This is a genomic window from Enterobacter sp. MGH 33 (assembly GCF_000534535.1).
Taxonomy (GTDB): domain Bacteria; phylum Pseudomonadota; class Gammaproteobacteria; order Enterobacterales; family Enterobacteriaceae; genus Enterobacter; species Enterobacter hormaechei_C.
This window is the reverse complement of the sequence record NZ_KI973212.1, coordinates 3,017,977-3,039,078: the sequence shown is the minus strand read 5'-3', so window position 1 is coordinate 3,039,078 and position 21,102 is coordinate 3,017,977. Positions and strand designations below refer to the sequence as shown.

General features: G+C 56.9%; 20 protein-coding genes. 13 read left to right on the top strand and 7 right to left on the bottom strand.

The genetic code is table 11. The features are described 5' to 3' along the window. Positions 1 to 34: 34 nt before the first annotated feature. The gene (locus tag L379_RS09850) at positions 35 to 853 is read right to left on the bottom strand and encodes a DUF72 domain-containing protein (protein WP_023303897.1); all 819 of its coding nucleotides are present in this window, start codon (positions 851 to 853) and stop codon (positions 35 to 37) included. After that, positions 850 to 1,416: a hydrolase gene (locus L379_RS09855; protein WP_015570278.1), complete on the bottom strand. Its 567-nt coding sequence runs from the start codon at positions 1,414 to 1,416 to the stop codon at positions 850 to 852. The genes L379_RS09850 and L379_RS09855 overlap by 4 nt, the downstream gene beginning before the upstream one ends. 262 nt (positions 1,417 to 1,678) lie before the next feature. Here L379_RS09855 and aspS point away from each other — a divergent pair, with 262 nt between their 5' ends. The 6 genes from aspS (at position 1,679) to ruvB (ending at position 6,934) form a co-directional block, all read left to right on the top strand. Next, entirely contained in the window at positions 1,679 to 3,451 is a 1,773-nt protein-coding gene (gene aspS / locus L379_RS09860) for an aspartate--tRNA ligase (protein WP_017384352.1), read from the top strand. Position 3,452: 1 nt separating this feature from the next. Continuing rightward, positions 3,453 to 3,896 carry a dihydroneopterin triphosphate diphosphatase gene (gene nudB, locus L379_RS09865; protein ID WP_032653994.1) on the top strand — a complete coding sequence of 148 codons (444 nt, stop codon included), beginning with the start codon at positions 3,453 to 3,455 and terminating at the stop codon, positions 3,894 to 3,896. A gap of 27 nt (positions 3,897 to 3,923) precedes the next feature. Beyond that, the gene (locus L379_RS09870; protein WP_003859747.1) at positions 3,924 to 4,664 is read left to right on the top strand and encodes a YebC/PmpR family DNA-binding transcriptional regulator; all 741 of its coding nucleotides are present in this window, start codon (positions 3,924 to 3,926) and stop codon (positions 4,662 to 4,664) included. Positions 4,665 to 4,698: 34 nt separating this feature from the next. Continuing rightward, on the top strand, positions 4,699 to 5,220 hold the full coding sequence (gene ruvC / locus L379_RS09875) for a crossover junction endodeoxyribonuclease RuvC (RefSeq protein ID WP_003859749.1): 522 nt from the start codon (positions 4,699 to 4,701) through the stop codon (positions 5,218 to 5,220). Positions 5,221 to 5,300: 80 nt separating this feature from the next. Next, a complete protein-coding gene (ruvA, locus tag L379_RS09880) occupies positions 5,301 to 5,915 on the top strand; it encodes a Holliday junction branch migration protein RuvA (protein WP_003859751.1) in 615 nt (204 codons plus the stop codon). An 8-nt stretch (positions 5,916 to 5,923) separates the two neighbouring features. Further along, a complete protein-coding gene (gene ruvB, locus L379_RS09885; protein ID WP_003859753.1) occupies positions 5,924 to 6,934 on the top strand; it encodes a Holliday junction branch migration DNA helicase RuvB in 1,011 nt (336 codons plus the stop codon). A 52-nt stretch (positions 6,935 to 6,986) separates the two neighbouring features. Here ruvB and znuB read toward each other — a convergent pair whose 3' ends face one another. Together znuB and znuC are read right to left on the bottom strand one after the other, a co-directional pair. Continuing rightward, complete coding sequence (znuB, locus tag L379_RS09890; protein WP_032653991.1) at positions 6,987 to 7,772, bottom strand: zinc ABC transporter permease subunit ZnuB; 786 nt, start codon at positions 7,770 to 7,772, stop codon at positions 6,987 to 6,989. Next, positions 7,769 to 8,524: a zinc ABC transporter ATP-binding protein ZnuC gene (znuC, locus tag L379_RS09895; protein WP_032653988.1), complete on the bottom strand. Its 756-nt coding sequence runs from the start codon at positions 8,522 to 8,524 to the stop codon at positions 7,769 to 7,771. The genes znuB and znuC overlap by 4 nt, the downstream gene beginning before the upstream one ends. A gap of 77 nt (positions 8,525 to 8,601) precedes the next feature. On the opposite strand from znuC, the gene znuA reads away from it, so the two are divergent. The 3 genes from znuA to lpxM all read left to right on the top strand — a co-directional run bounded on the left by znuA (position 8,602) and on the right by lpxM (position 11,970). Beyond that, complete coding sequence (gene znuA, locus L379_RS09900) at positions 8,602 to 9,546, top strand: zinc ABC transporter substrate-binding protein ZnuA (RefSeq protein ID WP_032103662.1); 945 nt, start codon at positions 8,602 to 8,604, stop codon at positions 9,544 to 9,546. A 15-nt stretch (positions 9,547 to 9,561) separates the two neighbouring features. Next, positions 9,562 to 10,881 carry a murein DD-endopeptidase MepM gene (gene mepM, locus L379_RS09905; RefSeq protein WP_003859762.1) on the top strand — a complete coding sequence of 440 codons (1,320 nt, stop codon included), beginning with the start codon at positions 9,562 to 9,564 and terminating at the stop codon, positions 10,879 to 10,881. 117 nt (positions 10,882 to 10,998) lie between these two features. Then, a complete protein-coding gene (lpxM, locus tag L379_RS09910) occupies positions 10,999 to 11,970 on the top strand; it encodes a lauroyl-Kdo(2)-lipid IV(A) myristoyltransferase (protein ID WP_015570283.1) in 972 nt (323 codons plus the stop codon). Between the two features lie 43 nt (positions 11,971 to 12,013). Here the strand turns inward: lpxM and pyk are convergent, their stop codons facing one another. Beyond that, entirely contained in the window at positions 12,014 to 13,456 is a 1,443-nt protein-coding gene (pyk, locus tag L379_RS09915; protein ID WP_003859767.1) for a pyruvate kinase, read from the bottom strand. 114 nt (positions 13,457 to 13,570) lie between these two features. Continuing rightward, positions 13,571 to 14,440, bottom strand: coding sequence for a MurR/RpiR family transcriptional regulator (locus tag L379_RS09920; RefSeq protein WP_003859769.1), 870 nt, complete (start codon positions 14,438 to 14,440; stop codon positions 13,571 to 13,573). Positions 14,441 to 14,796: 356 nt separating this feature from the next. Between L379_RS09920 and zwf the strand changes: the two genes are divergently transcribed. The 3 genes from zwf (at position 14,797) to kdgA (ending at position 18,998) form a co-directional block, all read left to right on the top strand. Then, positions 14,797 to 16,272 carry a glucose-6-phosphate dehydrogenase gene (zwf, locus tag L379_RS09925; RefSeq protein WP_003859771.1) on the top strand — a complete coding sequence of 492 codons (1,476 nt, stop codon included), beginning with the start codon at positions 14,797 to 14,799 and terminating at the stop codon, positions 16,270 to 16,272. Positions 16,273 to 16,505: 233 nt separating this feature from the next. After that, positions 16,506 to 18,317 (top strand): phosphogluconate dehydratase, encoded by a 1,812-nt coding sequence (gene edd / locus L379_RS09930; RefSeq protein ID WP_017384346.1) that lies wholly within the window; start codon positions 16,506 to 16,508, stop codon positions 18,315 to 18,317. A 39-nt stretch (positions 18,318 to 18,356) separates the two neighbouring features. After that, on the top strand, positions 18,357 to 18,998 hold the full coding sequence (gene kdgA, locus L379_RS09935; RefSeq protein ID WP_003859774.1) for a bifunctional 4-hydroxy-2-oxoglutarate aldolase/2-dehydro-3-deoxy-phosphogluconate aldolase: 642 nt from the start codon (positions 18,357 to 18,359) through the stop codon (positions 18,996 to 18,998). A 74-nt stretch (positions 18,999 to 19,072) separates the two neighbouring features. Here kdgA and purT read toward each other — a convergent pair whose 3' ends face one another. Next, positions 19,073 to 20,251 carry a formate-dependent phosphoribosylglycinamide formyltransferase gene (purT, locus tag L379_RS09940; protein ID WP_032653985.1) on the bottom strand — a complete coding sequence of 393 codons (1,179 nt, stop codon included), beginning with the start codon at positions 20,249 to 20,251 and terminating at the stop codon, positions 19,073 to 19,075. 171 nt (positions 20,252 to 20,422) lie between these two features. On the opposite strand from purT, the gene L379_RS09945 reads away from it, so the two are divergent. Beyond that, a complete protein-coding gene (locus L379_RS09945; protein WP_015570286.1) occupies positions 20,423 to 21,073 on the top strand; it encodes a tellurite resistance TerB family protein in 651 nt (216 codons plus the stop codon). The last annotated feature ends 29 nt before the right edge of the window (positions 21,074 to 21,102 follow it).

The window sequence follows — 21,102 nt, the reverse complement described above, 5'->3', positions numbered from 1 at the left end:
GGCAGATGGCACGTCTCTATGATAGGGGGTGATTTCAGAAAAGAGAAGATTGTTGTGGGATGGACGGCGCGGGGCCAACCGACGGAACCGCCTGCTGCAAGGCTTGCCAGAGAGCATCGACCAGTTCAGGCGCCTGTGCGATATCCGGCGTATGTAAAAAAAGGTACGGCGTGGTGGTGTGCTCCCATTTCGCCAGCGTTTGCAGCCAGACGGCGAACATCTCCTCATTTTGCTGCATGTTATCGCTGCCGATAAACCGGACCATCGGGTTCTGTGCCGTTACGATCGCGTGGACGGGCACTTTAGGTTTTTTGCGCTGGGCATCAACAACGGCTTCGCTGTGCGGGATTGCGCTATGTACGGGGCGGCTGTCGAGGATCACGCGGTTGACCGATCGTTCATGCAGGCCGCGATTGAGCGCTTTCTCCGCGTCGCCCTTGGCAAAGAATTCCGGATGCCTTACTTCTACGCCGTAGGTGAAGCCATGCGGCAGGGCGTCGAGAAACTGCCAGAGGGCAGGCAGGTCGCGCGGGCCAAACGTGGCGGGAAGCTGGAGCCAGTACTGGCCAATACGGTTGGCCAGAGGCGACATCCGGGTGAAAAACTCGTGGGTTAAATCATCGCAGTTGCGCAGCGCGGCGTTGTGGGAGATGGTCGCCGGGAATTTAAAGCAAAAGCGGAAGTCGTCGCTGGTTTGCTCGCGCCAGCGTTCGACGATCTCCGCGCGGGGCAGAGCGTACAGCGTGGTATTGCCCTCCACGCAGTTAAAGTGTCGGGCATACTCTTCAAGGCTGGTAATACCCAGGCGCACCCATTTCGGGTGCGACCACTGGGGCAGGCCCACGTACATCATAGCGCGCTGAGGATCTCATCCGTGCTGCGCACGCGACCGATACGCGGGAAGATATGGGTCATGCTGCCCTGGTGCTGATCCGCAGAGGCTGCGCTGCACGCATCTTCCGCGATCACCAGGTTAAAGCCCAGCTCCCAGGCGTTACGGGCGGTGGATTCCACACCGATGTTGGTGGAGATCCCGCACAGAATAATCGTGTCGATCCCGCGACGGCGCAGCTGGAGCTCCAGGTCGGTGCCGTAGAATGCGCCCCACTGGCGTTTGGTGACTTCTATATCGCTGTCGCGTTTACCGAGCGAGACAGGATATGTCCACCAGTTGTCCGGCAGCGCCTGCGCCGGGGCCTTGGCATCAACCGGCTGCTTTAACGCTTCGGCGAAATCAGCGGACCAGCCGACGCGCACCATAACAACAGGCGAGCCGCTGGCGCGGCATTTTTCTGCCAGGCGCGCAGCGCGGCTGACCACATCGTCAGCGGTGTGCGGACCACCGGCAAAAGGCAGAATGCCTTCCTGTAAATCAATGACCACAAGGGCGGTTTTGGTGGCATCAAGTGTAAACATCGTCACTCCCGTCAAATGATTGCTTTTCTACACCTTACGACGTGATGGCCTGTTATCGGTCGGATAATTTTGTTAATTTTTGTGAGAATAGGCAATAAGAGTTCAGCAAACGCGCGTCAGGCCGTGCTTCGCTCTTATCGTGCGGCAGAATTTCCAGTATAATAGCCGCCTTTTTTCATCCAGTTGTGACATACAGAAAGCTGCGACATCGTAGCCTGCGAGACAGGCGACAATCAGCCTGCGGCTAATTAAGGGATATCTCATGCGTACAGAATATTGCGGGCAGCTGCGTCAGTCCCACGTCGGGCAGCAGGTCACCCTGTGTGGTTGGGTCAATCGTCGTCGCGATCTTGGTAGCCTTATCTTTATTGATATGCGTGACCGCGAAGGTATCGTTCAGGTGTTCTTCGATCCGGATCGCGCTGATGCGTTGAAGCTGGCTTCTGAGCTGCGCAATGAGTTCTGCATTCAGGTGACGGGCACCGTGCGTGCGCGTGACGAGAAAAACGTCAACGCCGACATGGCGACCGGCGCTATCGAAGTGCTGGCGTCCGATCTGACGATCATCAACCGCGCGGAAGCGCTGCCGCTGGACTCCAACCACGTCAACACCGAAGAAGCGCGTCTGAAATACCGCTACCTGGATCTGCGTCGTCCGGAAATGGCTCAGCGCCTGAAAACCCGTGCGAAAATCACCAGCCTGGTGCGCCGTTTTATGGATGACCACGGTTTCCTTGATATCGAAACCCCGATGCTGACCAAAGCCACGCCGGAAGGCGCGCGTGACTACCTGGTGCCATCCCGCGTCCATAAAGGCAAATTCTACGCGCTGCCGCAGTCACCACAGCTGTTCAAACAGCTGCTGATGATGTCCGGCTTCGATCGCTACTATCAGATCGTGAAATGCTTCCGCGACGAAGACCTGCGCGCTGACCGTCAGCCAGAATTTACCCAGATCGATGTGGAAACCTCCTTCATGACCGCTGAGCAGGTGCGTGAGGTGATGGAAGCCCTGGTGCGTAGCCTGTGGAACGACGTGAAAGGCGTTGAGCTGGGCGATTTCCCTGTCATGACCTTCGCGGAAGCCGAGCGTCGCTACGGTTCCGACAAACCAGACCTGCGTAACCCGATGGAGCTGGTGGACGTGGCAGACCTGGTGAAAGCCGTTGAGTTCGCGGTCTTTGCTGGCCCGGCTAACGATCCGAAAGGCCGCGTGGCTGCCCTACGCGTTCCGGGCGGTGCTGCCCTGAGCCGTAAGCAGATTGACGACTACGGCAACTTCATCAAGATCTACGGCGCGAAAGGTCTGGCCTATATTAAAGTAACCGAGCGTGCAAAAGGTCTGGAAGGCATCACCAGCCCGGTGGCGAAATTCCTGAATGCGGACATCGTGGAAGCGATCCTTGAGCGCACCGGCGCGCAGGACGGCGACATGATTTTCTTCGGCGCAGACAACAAGAAAGTGGTTGCGGATGCGATGGGCGCGCTGCGTCTGAAGCTTGGCAAAGACCTGAACCTGACCGACGAAAGCAAATGGGCGCCGCTGTGGGTAATCGACTTCCCGATGTTTGAAGACGACGGTGAAGGCGGCCTGACCGCGATGCACCACCCGTTCACCTCGCCAAAAGAGATGACGGCAGCAGAGCTGAAAGCGGCGCCGGAAGACGCGGTGGCAAACGCCTACGATATGGTCATCAACGGCTACGAAGTGGGCGGCGGTTCCGTGCGTATTCACAGCGGTGAAATGCAGCAGACCGTGTTCGGCATTCTGGGCATTAACGAGCAGGAGCAGCGCGAGAAGTTTGGCTTCCTGCTGGACGCCCTGAAGTACGGTACCCCTCCGCACGCGGGTCTGGCCTTCGGTCTTGACCGTCTGACCATGCTGCTGACCGGCACCGACAACATCCGTGATGTGATCGCCTTCCCGAAAACCACCGCAGCGGCGTGTCTGATGACTGAAGCGCCAAGCTTTGCCAACCCGGCCGCGCTGGCTGAGCTGGGCATTGAGGTGGTGAAGAAGGAAGAGAAAAACTGATATGGCATATAAGCGTCCCGTTTCGGTTCTGGTGGTCATTTATGCAGAAGACACGAAGCGGGTGCTGATGTTGCAGCGGCGCGACGATCCGGATTTCTGGCAGTCGGTTACCGGCAGCCTGGAAGAGGGGGAGACCGCGCCGCAGGCCGCCGCGCGTGAAGTAAAGGAAGAGGTCGCCATTGACGTTGCTCGCGAGCAACTGACCCTGAAGGACTGTCAGCGCACGGTGGAGTTTGAAATTTTTAGCCATTTACGTCATCGCTATGCACCGGGAATTGAGCGCAATACGGAATCGTGGTTCTGCCTTGCGCTTCCCCATGAGCGGGAGATCGTGTTCACGGAACACCTGACCTACCGCTGGGTGGATGCGGCGGATGCCGCCGCACTGACCAAGTCGTGGAGCAACCGGCAGGCGATTGAAGAATTTGTAATTAACGCTGCCTGAGAAGGCGCGATTTTTGGAGAACTTTTTATGGCAGGTCATAGTAAGTGGGCCAACACCAAACACCGCAAAGCGGCACAGGATGCCAAACGCGGTAAAATCTTTACCAAAATCATTCGTGAGCTGGTGACAGCGGCGCGTCTGGGCGGCGGCGATCCGGCCTCTAACCCACGTCTGCGCGCAGCGGTGGATAAAGCCCTGTCCAACAACATGACGCGTGACACCCTGAACCGTGCCATCGCACGTGGCGTGGGCGGTGATGAAGACGCGAACATGGAAACCATCATTTATGAAGGTTACGGTCCTGGCGGTACGGCGGTGATGGTTGAGTGTCTGTCCGACAACCGTAACCGTACTGTTGCGGAAGTGCGTCACGCGTTCACCAAAACTGGCGGCAACCTGGGCACTGACGGCTCAGTAGCGTACCTGTTCAGCAAAAAAGGCGTCATCTCCTTCGAGAAAGGCGACGAAGATGCGATCATGGAAGCGGCGCTGGAAGCCGGTGCGGAAGACGTGGTGACCTACGACGACGGCGCTATTGATGTTTACACCGCATGGGAAGAGATGGGTGCCGTGCGCGATGCGCTGGAAGCGGCTGGCCTGAAGGCGGATAACGCTGAAGTCTCCATGATCCCGTCTACCAAAGCGGACATGGATGCGGAAACCGCACCGAAACTGCTGCGTCTGATCGACATGCTCGAAGACTGCGACGACGTGCAGGAAGTGTATCACAACGGTGAAATCTCTGATGAGGTTGCAGCGACTCTCTGATGAGAGCCTGTAAACCGTTTACGGGAGACGCGTGATGTCGATTATTCTCGGGATTGACCCCGGCTCACGCGTCACCGGCTATGGCGTTATCCGTCAGGTGGGACGCCAGCTAACCTACCTCGGCAGCGGTTGTATTCGCACCAAAGTGGACGATCTGCCATCGCGCCTGAAGCTCATCTATGCGGGCGTGTCGGAGATCATCACCCAGTTTCAGCCGGACTATTTCGCCATCGAGCAGGTCTTTATGGCGAAGAACGCTGACTCGGCGTTAAAGCTCGGTCAGGCGCGCGGCGTGGCGATTGTTGCCGCCGTGAACCAGGATCTGCCGGTGTTTGAGTACGCGGCCCGTCAGGTTAAGCAGACGGTGGTGGGCATTGGTAGCGCGGAGAAAAGCCAGGTGCAGCACATGGTGCGTACCCTGCTGAAGCTCCCTGCGAACCCGCAGGCTGACGCCGCCGATGCGCTGGCCATTGCGATTACCCACTGTCACGTCAGCCAGAATGCGATGCAAATGAGCGAGTCGCGGCTCAATCTGGCGCGAGGCAGGTTACGATAATGACAAATCAGGCTGGATGTTTATCCAGCCTTTTTTTATTATGTCGGCAGTTAATTTCTTCCAGAACGCAGGAGCGTCACGTGATAGGCAGACTCAGAGGCATCATCATTGAAAAACAACCCCCGTTAGTACTGCTGGAAGTGGGTGGCGTGGGCTATGAAGTCCATATGCCAATGACCTGCTTCTATGAGCTGCCGGAGGCGGGCAAAGAGGCGGTTGTCTTTACCCAGTTTGTGGTGCGTGAAGACGCTCAGCTGCTGTACGGCTTCAATAACAAACAGGAACGCACCCTGTTCCGCGAATTGATTAAAACCAACGGCGTCGGGCCGAAGCTGGCCCTGGCGATTCTGTCCGGTATGTCAGCGCCACAGTTTGTGAACGCCGTTGAGCGTGAAGATCCAGCTGCGTTAATTAAACTTCCTGGCATCGGGAAGAAAACCGCCGAGCGTTTGATTGTCGAGATGAAGGACCGCTTCAAAGGTCTGCATGGCGATCTGTTCACGCCGGCAGCCGATCTGGTGCTGACTTCCCCGGGCGCGCCTGCATCTGATGATGATGCCGAGCAGGAAGCGGTTGCCGCGCTGGTGGCGCTGGGCTATAAACCTCAGGAGGCCAGCCGGATGGTGAGCAAAATTGCTAAACCGGATGCCAGCAGTGAAACCCTGATTCGTGAAGCGCTGCGCGCTGCATTGTGAGGTAAAGGATGATTGAAGCAGACCGCCTGGTATCGGCAGGCACTATTCAGCCAGATGACGTGGTGGATCGCGCGATCCGTCCCAAACTGCTGGATGAGTACATCGGCCAGCCGCAGGTTCGTTCTCAGATGGAGATTTTCATCCAGGCGGCAAAGCTGCGCGGCGATGCGCTCGATCACCTGCTGATTTTTGGTCCGCCGGGGTTAGGTAAAACCACCCTGGCGAATATCGTCGCCAACGAAATGGGCGTTAACCTGCGTACCACCTCCGGCCCGGTGCTGGAGAAAGCAGGGGACCTGGCGGCGATGCTGACCAACCTCGAACCGCATGACGTGCTGTTTATCGATGAGATCCACCGTCTTTCACCGGTGGTGGAGGAAGTGCTCTATCCGGCAATGGAGGATTACCAGCTGGATATCATGATCGGTGAAGGTCCGGCCGCGCGCTCGATCAAAATCGATCTGCCGCCGTTTACCCTGATTGGCGCCACGACCCGCGCCGGCTCGCTGACCTCACCGTTACGCGACCGGTTTGGTATCGTGCAGCGTCTGGAGTTTTATCAGGTGCCCGACCTTCAGCATATTGTGGGGCGCAGCGCGCGCTACATGGGGCTGGATATGAGCGAAGAGGGGGCGTTTGAAGTGGCGAAGCGCTCCCGCGGTACGCCGCGTATCGCCAACCGCCTGCTGCGCCGGGTGCGTGACTTTGCCGAGGTGAAGCACGACGGCACTATATCGGCCGAGATCGCCGCCCAGGCGCTGGATATGCTGAATGTCGATGCCGAAGGTTTTGACTACATGGACCGTAAGCTGCTGCTGGCGGTGCTGGATAAGTTCTTTGGCGGGCCAGTAGGGCTGGATAACCTGGCGGCGGCAATTGGCGAAGAGCGTGAGACTATCGAGGACGTGCTGGAGCCGTATCTGATCCAGCAGGGTTTCTTACAGCGAACCCCACGTGGTCGTATGGCGACGGTGCGGGCGTGGAATCATTTCGGTATTACGCCGCCCGCGATGCCGTAAGCAGCGATAAATGGTAGCCCCGGTAAGCGAAGCGCCACCGGGGATATGCTGACTACTGCGCGGTCTTTTTCATCATACTGAAAATAAACAACACCGCCGCGCACAATACCACCGACGGCCCTGCTGGCGTGTCATAAAACGCCGAGAAGGTTAACCCGCCCGTCACCGCGATCATTCCGATAATCAACGCGATACCGGCCATTTGCTCCGGCGTACGCGCAAAACGGCGCGCCGTGGCGGCAGGGATTATCAGCAGCGACGTGATGATCAGCGCGCCAACAAACTTCATCGCCACGCCGATGGTTAACGCCGTCACCAGCATCAATAGCAGCTTCACGCGCTGAAGCTTCACGCCGTCGACAAAGGCCAGATCCGGGCTGACGGTCATAGCCAGTAAATTTCGCCACTGCCACAGCAGGATCCCGAGCACCACCGCCACGCCAATGGCAATGGAAATCAGATCTTCGGGCGTGACGGCCAGCAGATCGCCGAACAGATAGGCCATCAGGTCCACGCGGATGTTTGACATCAGGCTCACTACCACCAGGCCCAGCGACAGGGCGCTGTGCGCCATAATGCCGAGCAGGGTATCAATTGCCAGATGAGGGCGTTTTTCCAGCCAGACCAGACCGGCAGCCAGCAGCAGCGTGACGACAATCACCGCATAAAACGGGTTCACGTCCAGTAACAAACCAAACGCCACACCCAGCAATGAAGCATGGGCCAGCGTATCGCCGAAATAGGACATTCTGCGCCAGACGACAAACGAGCCGAGTGGACCCGCGGCGCAGGCAAGCATAATCCCGGCCAGCCAGCCGGGCAGTAACAGTTCAATCATGAGTGTCCATTTCCCCGACGCAGGACGATTCGTCCCTGTAAATCATGGCGGTGATTGTGATTATGACGATAGATGCCCAGCTGCTCGGCGCCACGATGGCCAAACATAGAGATAAATTCCGGATGCATTGACACCACTTCCGGCGTGCCGGAACAACAAATGTGATGGTTCAGGCACAGCACTTCGTCGGTTTTGGCCATCACCAGATGCAGATCATGGGACACCATCAGCACCGCGCAGTTTAGCTCCCGACGGAGCTGGTCAATCAGATCGTACAGCGCAACCTGACCGTTGACGTCAACACCCTGCGTCGGCTCGTCCAGGACCAGCAGCTGAGGGCTGCTGAGCAGGGCGCGGGCAAGTAATACGCGCTGGGTTTCACCGCCCGACAGCTTTTGCAAGGGCGCCTCAACAAGATGTCCCGCCTGAACGCGTTTCAGCGCCGGGAGGATATCCGCTTTACGCGTACCGGGACGGAGGCGCAGGAAGCGGCTCACCGTCAGGGGCAGGGTGGCATCGAGGTGTAATTTTTGCGGCACATAGCCGATACGCAACTTGTCTTGGCGGACGATAACACCTGCGTCAGGGGCTACCAGGCCTAATACGACGCGTACCAGCGTCGACTTGCCTGCACCGTTAGGGCCGAGCAGCGTGAGTATTTTGCCGGGCTTCAGATTCAGCGACACGTCAGAAAGGACGCGGCGCTGGCCGAATAAGACCGAAACATTTTCAAGAGAAACTAAAGTCGTCATGTCAATTTAAGCTTGCAGAAGTCATCGAATGTTATAATATCACATTCCACGCATTCATTACGATGATTAGTCGCATTATGTTACAGAAAAATACGCTTCTTTTCGCAGCTTTATCCGCTGCTCTTTGGGGTACAACAGCACAAGATGTTAACGCCGCCGTTGTCGCTTCGCTTAAACCGCTTGGATTTATCGCCTCTGCCATCGCGGATGGGGTCACTGAGACCCAGGTTCTGCTGCCTGATGGTGCTTCCGAGCATGATTATTCCCTGCGTCCATCTGATGTAAAACGCTTACAGAACGCGGACTTAGTGGTCTGGATTGGTCCTGAGATGGAAGCGTTCATGCAGAAGTCAGCCAGTCAGCTTCCCGCTGAGAAACAGGTGACGATTGCCGGGCTGTCCGGCGTGAAACCGTTACTCATGAAAGGAGCTGAGGACGAGGGTGACGAACACGACCACGACCATGCTCACGGTGAAAAAGGTGACGACCATCACCATCACGGCGAATACAACATGCATCTCTGGCTCTCCCCAGAGATAGCGCGGCTTACAGCGGTTGCAATCCACGACAAATTAGTGGAACTTATGCCGCAAAGTCGAATCAAACTCGACGCCAACCTGAAGGATTTTGAGGCTCAATTAGCCGCAACCGACAAACAGGTAGGTAACGAGCTCGCACCGCTTAAAGGAAAAGGGTACTTCGTTTTTCATGATGCCTACGGGTATTACGAGAAACATTACGGTCTGACCCCGCTGGGGCATTTTACCGTCAACCCTGAAATTCAGCCTGGTGCGCAGCGTTTACATGAAATCAGAACACAGTTGGTTGAGCAAAAAGCGACATGCGTTTTTGCTGAGCCACAGTTCAGGCCAGCGGTCGTAGAAGCCGTGGCCAGGGGAACATCCGTGCGCATGGGAACCCTTGACCCGCTAGGTACGAACATCCAGTTGAGCAAAGCGAGCTATTCGCAGTTCCTCAGCCAACTGGCGAATCAGTATGCGAGCTGCCTGAAAGGAGATTAACGAGGAAGTGAATACGTGCAACAGATAGCCCGCTCTGTCGCCCTGGCATTTAACAATCTGCCTCGACCCCACCGCGTTATGCTGGGGTCGCTTACAGTTCTCACATTAGCGGTCGCCGTCTGGCGGCCCTATGTTTACCACCCGAGTTCCGCCCCAATCATTAAAACCATCGAACTGGAGAAGAGCGAGATCCGCTCTCTGCTGCCTGAGGCCAGCGAGCCTATCGATCAGGCCGCTCAGGAAGATGAAGCGATTCCCCAGGATGAGCTGGATGACAAGATCCAGAATGAAGCCGGCATTCATGAATATGTTGTTTCTACTGGCGATACGCTGAGCAGTGTCCTGAACCAGTACGGTATCGACATGGGCAACATCAGCCAGCTCGCCGCATCCGATAAAGAGCTGCGTAACCTGAAAATTGGTCAGCAGCTTTCCTGGACCCTAACGCCCGACGGCGATCTGCAACGTCTGACCTGGGAGATGTCCCGTCGCGAAACCCGCACCTACGATCGCACTGCAAACGGTTTCAAAATGACCAGCGAATTGCAGCAGGGCGACTGGGTTAACAGCGTCATGAAAGGGACCGTCGGCGGCAGCTTTGTTTCCAGCGCACGCGATGCCGGCCTGACCAGCGCTGAAATCAGCTCGGTGATCAAAGCCATGCAGTGGCAGATGGATTTCCGCAAACTGAAAAAAGGCGATCAGTTCTCTGTCCTGATGTCCCGCGAAATGCTGGACGGTAAGCGCGAGCAGAGCCAGCTGGTGGGCGTTCGTCTGCGTTCAGACGGCAAAGACTACTACGCTATTCGCGCGGAAGACGGTAAGTTCTATGACCGCAGCGGTACGGGTCTGGCAAAAGGCTTCCTGCGTTTCCCAACGGCGAAACAGTTCCGCGTCTCCTCCAACTTCAACCCGCGTCGTCTGAACCCGGTAACTGGCCGCGTAGCGCCGCACCGTGGCGTTGACTTCGCCATGCCGCAGGGCACGCCAGTGCTGGCGGTAGGGGATGGTGAAGTGGTCATGGCGAAACGCAGCGGTGCTGCTGGCTACTACGTTGCTATTCGTCACGGTCGTACGTACACCACCCGCTACATGCACCTGCGTAAACTGCTGGTCAAACCGGGCCAGAAAGTGAAACGTGGCGATCGCATCGCGTTGTCCGGTAACACCGGCCGGTCGACGGGGCCGCACCTGCACTACGAAGTGTGGATCAACCAGCAGGCAGTTAACCCGCTGACGGCAAAACTGCCGCGCACCGAAGGGCTGACCGGCAAAGATCGCAAAGATTACCTGGCGCAGGTGAAAGAGGTGATGCCGCAGCTGCGCTTCGACTAAGCTCTCCTGATTTAAAAAGCCGGCGTCAGTATGCGCCGGCTTTTTCTTTTGTGCGCGGGCGGCAGCCTCGCTACACTATCCGAATATATTTTTGCGTCACCAGACCCTGGAACCCGCATGGAAACCAAAAAAAACAATATTGAGTACATTCCTGAGTTTGAAAAATCTTTTCGCCACCCGCGTAACTGGGGCGCCTGGCTTGGCGTATACGCGTTTGCTGGCATGGCGTTGCTACCTGCTTCCCTCCGCGATCCGGTGCTCGGCAAAGTGGGGCGCCTGGCAGGGCGCTTAGGTAAAAGCGCACGCCGCCGCGCGCAAATAAATCTGTTGTACTGTTTTCCGGATAAAAGCGACGCCGAACGCGAAGCAATCATTGATGACATGTATACCACCGCGCCACAGGCCATGGCGATGATGGCGGAACTGGCGCTGAAAGGGCCGGAGAAGATCGTCGAACGCGTTGACTGGAAAGGGCTGGAGATCATCGACGAGATGCGTCGCAATGATGAAAAGGTGATTTTCCTGGTGCCGCACGGCTGGGGGGTAGACATTCCGGCGATGTTAATGGCGTCGCAGGGCCAGAAAATGGCGGCGATGTTCCATAATCAGGGAAACAAAATCTACGACTTCGTCTGGAATACCGTGCGCCGTCGCTTTGGCGGGCGTTTGCACGCCCGAAACGATGGCATTAAGCCTTTCATTCAGTCGGTACGTCAGGGTTACTGGGGCTACTATCTGCCCGATCAGGACCACGGCCCGGAACACAGCGAGTTTGTCGATTTCTTCGCAACCTATAAAGCCACGCTACCCGCGATTGGTCGCCTGATGAAAGTCTGCCGCGCCCGCGTGATCCCACTGTTCCCGGTTTATGACGGTAAAACGCATCGCCTGAGCATTGAGGTACGTCCGCCGATGGACGATCTGCTGACCGCAGACGATCACACCATCGCACGTCGCATGAATGAAGAGGTGGAGGTGCTGGTGGGGCCGCATAAGGAGCAATATACGTGGATCCTGAAGCTGCTCAAAACGCGTAAACCTGGCGAAACAGAGCCGTATAAGCGTAAAGAGCTTTTCCCGAAGAAATAGGAAACCTTCACCCCTCTCCCCTTAGGGGAGAGGGGATTGGAGCTTACTCTACGGTCAGTACGCGGGTGGTATTGGTTGAGCCGATGGTGCTCATCACGTCACCCTGCGTCACGATAACGATATCACCGGATACCAGATAACCTTTGTCGCGCAGCAGGTTCACGGCATCGTGCGCGGCGGCCACGCCGTCGTTGGTGCTGTCGAAGTATACTGGCGTCACGCCGCGATACAGCGCCGTCAGGTTCAGCGTACGCTCGTGACGGGACATGGCGAAGATCGGCAGACCGGAGCTGATACGGGACGTCATTAGCGCGGTACGGCCAGATTCGGTCATGGTGATGATCGCCGTGACCCCTTTCAGGTGGTTGGCTGCGTACATCGCAGACATCGCAATCGCTTCTTCCACGTTGTCGAACTGAATGTCCAGGCGGTGTTTAGAGACGTTAATGCTTGGGATCTTCTCTGCACCCAGGCACACGCGCGCCATGGCGGCCACGGTTTCTGCCGGGTACTGACCTGCCGCGGTTTCCGCTGACAGCATCACCGCATCGGTACCATCCAGCACGGCGTTCGCCACGTCCATGACTTCCGCACGGGTTGGCATTGGGTTGGTGATCATGGATTCCATCATCTGGGTGGCGGTGATCACCGCGCGGTTCAGCTGACGCGCGCGACGGATCAGCGCTTTCTGGATACCGACCAGTTCAGGGTCGCCAATTTCCACGCCCAGGTCACCACGGGCAACCATCACCACGTCAGACGCCAGGATCACGTCGTCCATCGCGTCCTGATCGCAGACCGCTTCAGCGCGTTCCACTTTCGCAACGATTTTCGCATCGCAGCCTGCATCGCGCGCCAGGCGGCGAGCATAGTTCAGATCTTCGCCGCAGCGCGGGAAGGAGACGGCCAGGTAATCCACGCCGATCTGCGCTGCGGTCACGATATCCGCTTTGTCTTTATCGGTCAGCGCTTCGGCAGACAGGCCACCGCCGAGTTTGTTGATGCCTTTGTTGTTGGAGAGCGGGCCGCCGACGGTCACTTCGGTGAATACCTTCATACCCTGAACTTCCAGCACTTTCAGCTGTACGCGTCCGTCGTCCAGCAGCAGGATGTCGCCAGGCACAACGTCAGCAGGCAGACCTTTGTAGTCGATACCCACTTTTTCCTTATCGCCTTCGCCTTTGCTCAGGTTGGCATCCAGCAGGAATTTATCGCCGATGTTGAGAAAGACTTTGCCTTCTTTAAAGGTCGATACGCGGATTTTTGGACCTTGCAGGTCACCGAGGATAGCAACATGGCGGCCCAGTTTAGCTGCGATTTCACGCACTTTGTCGGCACGTAATTTATGGTCTTCTGGCGTACCGTGAGAGAAGTTCATGCGCACCACGTTGGCACCCGCGGCGATAATCTTTTCGAGGTTATTATCGCGGTCGGTGGCCGGGCCTAAGGTGGTGACGATCTTGGTTCTGCGAAGCCTTCTGGACATGTAATACTCCGTTGACTGAAACAACTTTGGTGTTGCGTGAACATAGAATCGGCCTTCATCTATCGCAAGGCAGTAGCGAGGGGACCGAATGCCGTAAATCGTACATCGTAGTTATTAGGGAACATCGCTCTTTATAAGCAATTCTTTATCAAAACGCGATTCTTTCAGGGCTTCCTTGACCCGCTTCAAGTTATCCCGGAATTTTGCGCCCCGGCGTAAGGTAAAACCGGTCGCCAGCACGTCGATGACCGTCAACTGCGCCAGGCGGGAGACCATCGGCATGTACATGTCGGTGTCCTCCGGTACGTCCAGGGTAATGGCGAGCGTCGCTTCCCGGGCCAGCGGCGTACCTGCCGTCGTCAGGGCGATGACCATCGCATCGTTGTCACGCGCGAGCTGCGCCAGCTCCACCTGGCTCTTGGTGCGGCCCGTATGGGAGATGAGTACCACGACATCATCTTCACTACAATTCATACAGCTCATGCGTTGCAGCACAATGTCATCGGAGTAAATCACCGGCACGTTAAAGCGAAAGAACTTATTCATGGCGTCATGCGCCACGGCGGCGGACGAGCCAAGGCCAAAGAAGGCAATCCGTTTGGCCTGCGTGAGAAGATCGACCGCGCGATTCACTGAACTCATGTCCAGAGACTGGCGAACGTGGTCGAGCGTGGCCATAGCCGATTCAAATATTTTTGCGGTGTAAGCATCAACGCTGTCGTCTTCATCTACATTGCGATTAACATACGGGGTGCCGTTTGCCAGACTTTGGGCCAGATGCAGTTTAAAATCAGGAAAGCCGCGCGTGTCCAGACTACGACAGAATCGATTGACCGTCGGTTCGCTGACGCCCGATTCCTGTGCCAGAGCGGCGATGCTTGAATGAATCGCCTGAGCGGGCGCGGCGAGAATAACTTCAGCCACTTTGCGCTCGGATTTGCTAAGGTGTTCCAGTTGAAACTGGATTTTTTCCAGCATGTTCATTGTTAACAAGACGCTCATGAGGGCATAAACGATTTCATAAAGAGATGAAATCTTGATTCGATTTAGCCGATATTACCCCCGGGACTCCCGAAAGGGTAATCGTCGACAAGAAATGTTGTTGTTTTTTTTCATTACTTGATCGACGTCGGGTTTTGCTCTGACCCTGTTGCGCAAAGAATCGACGTTTGTTGCGTCATCAGACGGGCGTAATGGCCCGGGCGACGAAAAATCACCGTATCGCACGCGACGTTAAGCGCTAATGGTTTCAGGAAACGCGTAAAAGCAGTACAGTGCATTGTAATAAAATTACAACGATACCTGGCAGAGTACCAGGCGATCTAACTGAGGAGAATGACATGGCGGTAACGCAAACAGCCCAGGCATGTGACCTGGTCATTTTCGGCGCGAAAGGCGATCTTGCACGCCGAAAATTGCTGCCTTCCCTGTATCAGCTCGAAAAAGCGGGCCAGATTCATCCCGACACCCGGATCCTTGGGGTAGGGCGTGCAGACTGGGATAAGGAGGCTTATACCAAAGTCGTGCGCGAGGCGCTCGAAACGTTCATGAAAGAGAAAATCGATGAAAGCCTTTGGGATAAGCTGAGCGGGCGTCTCGATTTCTGCAACCTGGACGTCAACGATGTAGGCGCCTTTACCCGTCTGGGTGAAATGCTTGACCAGGAAAATCGTGTCACTATTAACTATTTCGCCATGCCGCCAAGCACCTTCGGCGCCATCTGCAAAGGTCTGGGCGAGGCGAAGCTGAACGCCAAACCGGCGCGCGTGGTGATGGAGAAACCGCTGGGTACGTCGCTGGCGACCTCGCGTGAAATCAACGACCAGGTGGGCGAGTTCTTTGAGGAGTGTCAGGTTTACCGTATTGACCACTATCTGGGCAAAGAGACGGTACTGAACCTGCTGGCGCTGCGTTTTGCCAACTCCCTGTTCGTGAACAACTGGGACAACCGCACTATCGACCACGTGGAAATTACCGTGGCGGAAGAGGTGGGCATCGAAGGCCGTTGGGGCTACTTCGACCAGGCCGGCCAGATGCGTGACATGATCCAGAACCACCTGCTGCAAATTCTGTGCATGATTGCCATGTCTCCACCGTCAGATCTGACGGCCGACAGCATTCGTGACGCCAAAGTGAAAGTGCTGAAATCACTGCGCCGTATTGACCGCTCCAACGTGCGTGAGAAAACCGTGCGCGGCCAGTACACCGCAGGTTTTGCCCAGGGGAAAAAAGTTCCTGGCTATCTGGAAGAAGAGGGCGCGAACAAGTCCAGCAACACCGAGACGTTTGTGGCGATCCGCGTGGATATCGACGACTGGCGCTGGGCCGGTGTGCCGTTCTACCTGCGTACCGGGAAACGTCTGCCGGCAAAATGCTCCGAAGTGGTGGTCTACTTCAAAAATCCGGAACTGAACCTGTTCAAAGAATCCTGGCAGGAACTGCCGCAGAACAAACTGACCATCCGTCTGCAACCGGACGAGGGTGTGGATATTCAGATCCTCAACAAAGTGCCGGGTCTTGATCACAAACACAACCTGCAAACCACCAAGCTGGACCTGAGCTACTCTGAAACCTTCAACCAGACGCATCTCGCCGATGCTTACGAGCGTCTGCTGCTGGAAACCATGCGTGGTATCCAGGCGCTGTTCGTCCGCCGCGATGAAGTGGAAGAGGCGTGGAAGTGGGTCGACTCTATCACCGAAGCGTGGGCAGCCGATCAGGACGCGCCAAAACCGTATCAGGCGGGAACATGGGGACCTGTCGCCTCCGTTGCGATGATCACCCGTGATGGCCGCTCCTGGAACGAGTTTGAATAACCCCCTTCTCTAGCCCAAAGGTGTTATTTTACCGGTAACATGATCTAACACAGCAAGTGGCATAATTTTTATCTTTTAAGCTCCGCGTGGATTCACCCGCGGAGCTTTTTTTATTACACTCCCTTCAGACATTTTGCCCCTGTGCTCCGGATATCAGGCGTTTCAGCGTTGTTAACAACCGTCAGAAACTGTGTAAACTCCCGAGCCTGGACAGATAAATTAGAGGAGCTTTTATGAATCCGACATTGTTACGCGTAACACAACGCATCGTTGAACGCTCGAAAGAGACCCGTGCTGCCTACCTTGCCCGCATCGAACAGGCGAAGAGTGAAACTGTCCATCGCTCTCAGCTGGCCTGCGGGAATCTGGCCCACGGCTTTGCGGCCTGCCAGCCTGGTGATAAAGACGCGCTGAAAAGCATGTTGCGTAACAATATCGCCATCATTACCTCCTATAACGACATGCTTTCAGCCCACCAGCCGTATGAGGCCTACCCGGCTATCATCCGCAATGCGCTGCACAGCGTGAACGCGGTGGGCCAGGTTGCAGGCGGCGTGCCGGCCATGTGTGATGGCGTAACCCAGGGCCAGGACGGTATGGAGCTGTCCTTGCTGAGCCGCGAAGTGATCGCCATGTCGGCGGCAGTGGGCCTCTCTCACAACATGTTTGATGGCGCGCTCTATCTGGGCGTGTGCGACAAAATCGTCCCGGGGCTGGTGATGGCCGCGCTGTCGTTTGGCCATCTGCCAGCGATTTTTGTGCCGTCAGGCCCGATGGCTAGCGGTCTGCCAAACAAGGAAAAAGTCCGTATCCGCCAGCTGTATGCCGAAGGAAAAGCGGACCGTCAGGCACTGCTGGAAGCGGAAGCCGCGTCCTATCATGCGCCGGGCACCTGTACGTTCTACGGTACGGCCAACACCAACCAGATGGTGGTGGAGTTTATGGGTATGCAGCTGCCGGGCTCGTCGTTCATCCAGCCGGATGCGCCACTGCGTAAAGCGCTGACCGAAGCCGCAGCCCGTCAGGTGACGCGCCTGACCGGTAACGGCAACGAGTGGATGCCAATGGGCAAAATGGTGGATGAAAAAGTCATCGTAAACGGGATTGTCGCCCTGTTGGCGACCGGCGGTTCAACCAACCATACCATGCACCTTGTCGCGATGGCGCGCGCGGCGGGCATTCTGATCAACTGGGATGACTTCTCCGATATCTCCTCCGTGGTACCGCTGATGGCGCGTCTGTACCCGAACGGTCCGGCGGACATCAACCACTTCCAGGCCGCGGGCGGCGTGCCGGTGTTGATGCGCGAGCTGCTGAAAGGCGGCCTGCTGCATGAGGATGTCAACACGGTGGCGGGCTTTGGCCTGCATCGCTATACCCTTGAACCCTGGCTGAACAACGGTGAGCTGGACTGGCGCGAAGGGGCGAGCGACTCGCTCGATCCTCAGGTTATCGCAACCTTCGAACAGCCGTTCTCTCCTCACGGCGGCACCAAAGTGCTGAGCGGTAACCTTGGACGTGCCGTGATGAAAACCTCTGCCGTGCCGGAAGAGAATCAGGTTATTGAAGCCCCGGCGGTGGTGTTTGAAAGCCAGCACGACGTTTTACCTGCCTTTGACGCGGGTCTGCTTGATAAAGACTGTGTGGTCGTGGTGCGTCATCAGGGACCAAAAGCGAACGGGATGCCAGAATTACATAAACTTATGCCGCCGCTTGGTGTATTATTGGACCGCCGTTTCAAAATTGCACTGGTAACCGATGGACGCCTTTCAGGGGCATCCGGTAAAGTGCCTTCAGCGATTCATGTCACCCCGGAAGCCTACGACGGCGGCCTGCTGGCGAAAGTGCGTGATGGTGACATGATCCGCGTTAACGGTCAGACAGGCGAGTTAACCCTGCTGGTGGATGAAGCAGAGCTGGCGGCGCGTCAGCCACATATTCCTGACCTGAGCGCGTCACGCGTGGGTACCGGACGCGAAATGTTTGGTGCGTTGCGTGAGAAACTCTCCGGTGCGGAGCAGGGCGCAACCTGTATTACGTTTTAAGACGACTTGATTTTAACGATCTGGCGAGAGAAAACTCTGATGAAAAACTGGAAAACAAGTGCAGAAGCAATCCTGACCACTGGCCCTGTCGTGCCGGTTATTGTGGTAAACAAACTGGAGCACGCTGTCCCAATGGCGAAGGCACTGGTTGCGGGTGGCGTTCGCGTTCTGGAAGTGACCCTGCGTACCGCCTGTGCGATGGATGCGATCCGTGCTATCGCCAAAGAAGTGCCGGAAGCGATCATTGGTGCCGGTACGGTTCTGAATGCGCAGCAGCTGGCGGAAGTGACCGAAGCGGGCGCACAGTTTGCCATCAGCCCGGGGCTGACTGAGCCGCTACTGAAAGCCGCAACCGAAGGTTCTATTCCGCTGATCCCGGGTATCAGCACCGTTTCTGAACTGATGCTGGGCATGGACTACGGCCTGAAAGAGTTCAAATTCTTCCCGGCTGAAGCGAACGGCGGCACCAAAGCGTTGCAGGCCATTGCGGGCCCATTCTCCCAGGTGCGTTTCTGCCCAACGGGCGGCATCTCTCCGGCCAACTACCGTGACTATCTGGCGCTGAAAAGCGTGCTGTGCATCGGCGGCTCCTGGCTGGTTCCGGCGGATGCGCTGGAAGCAGGCGACTGGGATCGCATCACTAAACTGGCTCGCGAAGCGGTAGAAGGCGCGAAACAGTAAGTTTGTTTGCCGGGTGTCGGCTGCGCCTAACCCGGCCAGCCAGACAGTTAAAACGGGCCTTTCGGCCCGTTTTTTTATCCTGCTACGCTGACGTTCGCAGCCGCTCTTTTTGCTCTCGCGACGGCTTCGTCCACATTTTCCCCGGTCGCTAATGCCACGCCCAGACGACGGCTTCCGTCGATCTCCGGTTTGCCGAACAGCCGGACCTGCAAGCCTGCGCCAACCGCACCTTCGACGTTATCAAAGGTGACATTCTGGCTGGTCAGCTGCGGCAGGATCACCGCCGAGGCTGCCGGGCCGTACTGACGGATGCCGCCAACCGGCAGACCGAGGAAAGCGCGTACGTGCAGCGCGAACTCAGAGAGATCCTGTGAAATCAGCGTAACCATCCCGGTATCGTGCGGACGAGGGGAGACTTCGCTGAAGATCACCTCGTCGCCGCAAACAAACAATTCCACGCCGAACAGGCCGTAGCCGCCCAGCGCCAGCACCGTCTTGCGGGCGATCTCCTGTGCGCGTGCCAGCGCCAGCGCGCTCATCTGCTGCGGCTGCCAGGATTCGCGATAATCGCCGTCTTCCTGCCGATGACCAATCGGGTCGCAGAAATAAACGCCATCCACGGCGCTGACGGTGAGCAGGGTAATTTCAAAATCAAACTTCACCACGCCTTCCACGATGACGCGCCCGGCCCCGGCTCGGCCGCCCTGCTGGGCATAGTCCCAGGCGTTGTCCAGCGTGCTGCTGTCGCGGATAAAGCTCTGCCCTTTGCCGGAGGAGCTCATTACCGGCTTAATGATGCACGGGTAGCCAATCTCCTCTACGGCCTGGAGAAACGCAGCTTTATCCCCGGCAAAACGGTAGCTGGAGGTCGGGAGCTGTAATTCTTCTGCCGCCAGGCGACGAACGCCTTCCCGGTTCATGGTCAGTTTTGCCGCAGTGGCGCAGGGCACCACGCGCTGGCCTTCCTGTTCAAGGGCAATCAACATCTCAGTGGCAATGGCCTCAATTTCAGGTACCACGAAATCCGGTTTTTCGTCGGCAATTAACCCCCGCAGCGCATTACCGTCAAGCATATCGATGACGTGCGAGCGATGCGCGACGTGCATGGCGGGCGCATTCGCGTAACTGTCCACCGCAATCACTTCCACACCTAAACGCTGGCATTCAATGGCCACTTCTTTACCCAGTTCACCCGATCCCAACAGCATGACGCGCGTCGCGGCGGGACGCAGCGCGGTTCCTAAACGAGTCATAAAAATCCCCCTGAAAAAGATGCGGGCAGTATAAACGAAAACGTTTGCGTCTGTCTTGTATGGGGATAACCGGACAGGGGGGAAATTTGCGCTTCTTTAGCACTGACAGACATTTCCTGACACCCGCTCGCTTAGGCTGTGAAGGTTACGCACTGTTACGTGAGGAAAAATATGTCAGGCTGGATGAATCAACTGCAATCCCTGTTGGGACAAAAAGGCTCGTCGTCGGGCGAGCAGGGTCTGAGCAAGCTGCTGGTGCCGGGTGCGCTCGGCGGGCTGGCCGGTTTGCTGGTTGCCAATAAATCATCGCGGAAACTGCTTACCAAATACGGTACCGGCGCGCTGCTGGCGGGCGGAGGGGCTATTGCAGGCTCCGTCTTATGGAACAAATACAAAGACAAGGTGCGCAGCGCGCATCAGGATGAACCGCAGTACGGGAAGCAGGTATCGCCGTTAGATTTACGCACCGAGCGGTTGATCCTCGCCCTGGTCTTTGCGGCCAAGAGCGACGGGCATATTGATGCCAGTGAACGTGCCGCAATTGAACAGCAGATGCGGGAAGCGGGCGTTGAGGAGCAGGGCAGGGCGCTGGTGGCGCAGGCCATCGAACAGCCCCTCGATCCGCAGCGTCTGGCGCAAAGCGTGAAAAACGAAGAAGAGGCGCTGGAACTCTATTTTCTGAGCTGTGCCGCCATCGATATCGATCACTTTATGGAGCGCAGCTACCTGAACGCCCTGGGCGATGCGCTGAAGATCCCACAGGACGTTCGTGAGGGAATTGAGCAGGATATTCAGCAGCAGAAGCAGACCCTCGTGGGCTAGAAGGCCATGTTTCGCTTGCATCATACGCG

Coding starts and splice junctions, on each gene's coding strand:
- nudB (WP_032653994.1), top strand. CDS start 3,453: ATGGCATATAAGCGTCCCGTTTCGGTTCTGGTGGTCATTTATGCAGAA.
- edd (WP_017384346.1), top strand. CDS start 16,506: ATGAATCCGACATTGTTACGCGTAACACAACGCATCGTTGAACGCTCG.
- L379_RS09920 (WP_003859769.1), bottom strand. CDS start 14,440: ATGAACATGCTGGAAAAAATCCAGTTTCAACTGGAACACCTTAGCAAA.
- zwf (WP_003859771.1), top strand. CDS start 14,797: ATGGCGGTAACGCAAACAGCCCAGGCATGTGACCTGGTCATTTTCGGC.
- ruvB (WP_003859753.1), top strand. CDS start 5,924: ATGATTGAAGCAGACCGCCTGGTATCGGCAGGCACTATTCAGCCAGAT.
- znuA (WP_032103662.1), top strand. CDS start 8,602: ATGTTACAGAAAAATACGCTTCTTTTCGCAGCTTTATCCGCTGCTCTT.
- ruvC (WP_003859749.1), top strand. CDS start 4,699: ATGTCGATTATTCTCGGGATTGACCCCGGCTCACGCGTCACCGGCTAT.
- L379_RS09945 (WP_015570286.1), top strand. CDS start 20,423: ATGTCAGGCTGGATGAATCAACTGCAATCCCTGTTGGGACAAAAAGGC.
- aspS (WP_017384352.1), top strand. CDS start 1,679: ATGCGTACAGAATATTGCGGGCAGCTGCGTCAGTCCCACGTCGGGCAG.
- L379_RS09855 (WP_015570278.1), bottom strand. CDS start 1,416: ATGTTTACACTTGATGCCACCAAAACCGCCCTTGTGGTCATTGATTTA.
- kdgA (WP_003859774.1), top strand. CDS start 18,357: ATGAAAAACTGGAAAACAAGTGCAGAAGCAATCCTGACCACTGGCCCT.
- znuC (WP_032653988.1), bottom strand. CDS start 8,524: ATGACGACTTTAGTTTCTCTTGAAAATGTTTCGGTCTTATTCGGCCAG.
- pyk (WP_003859767.1), bottom strand. CDS start 13,456: ATGTCCAGAAGGCTTCGCAGAACCAAGATCGTCACCACCTTAGGCCCG.
- znuB (WP_032653991.1), bottom strand. CDS start 7,772: ATGATTGAACTGTTACTGCCCGGCTGGCTGGCCGGGATTATGCTTGCC.
- L379_RS09870 (WP_003859747.1), top strand. CDS start 3,924: ATGGCAGGTCATAGTAAGTGGGCCAACACCAAACACCGCAAAGCGGCA.
- lpxM (WP_015570283.1), top strand. CDS start 10,999: ATGGAAACCAAAAAAAACAATATTGAGTACATTCCTGAGTTTGAAAAA.
- L379_RS09850 (WP_023303897.1), bottom strand. CDS start 853: ATGATGTACGTGGGCCTGCCCCAGTGGTCGCACCCGAAATGGGTGCGC.
- purT (WP_032653985.1), bottom strand. CDS start 20,251: ATGACTCGTTTAGGAACCGCGCTGCGTCCCGCCGCGACGCGCGTCATG.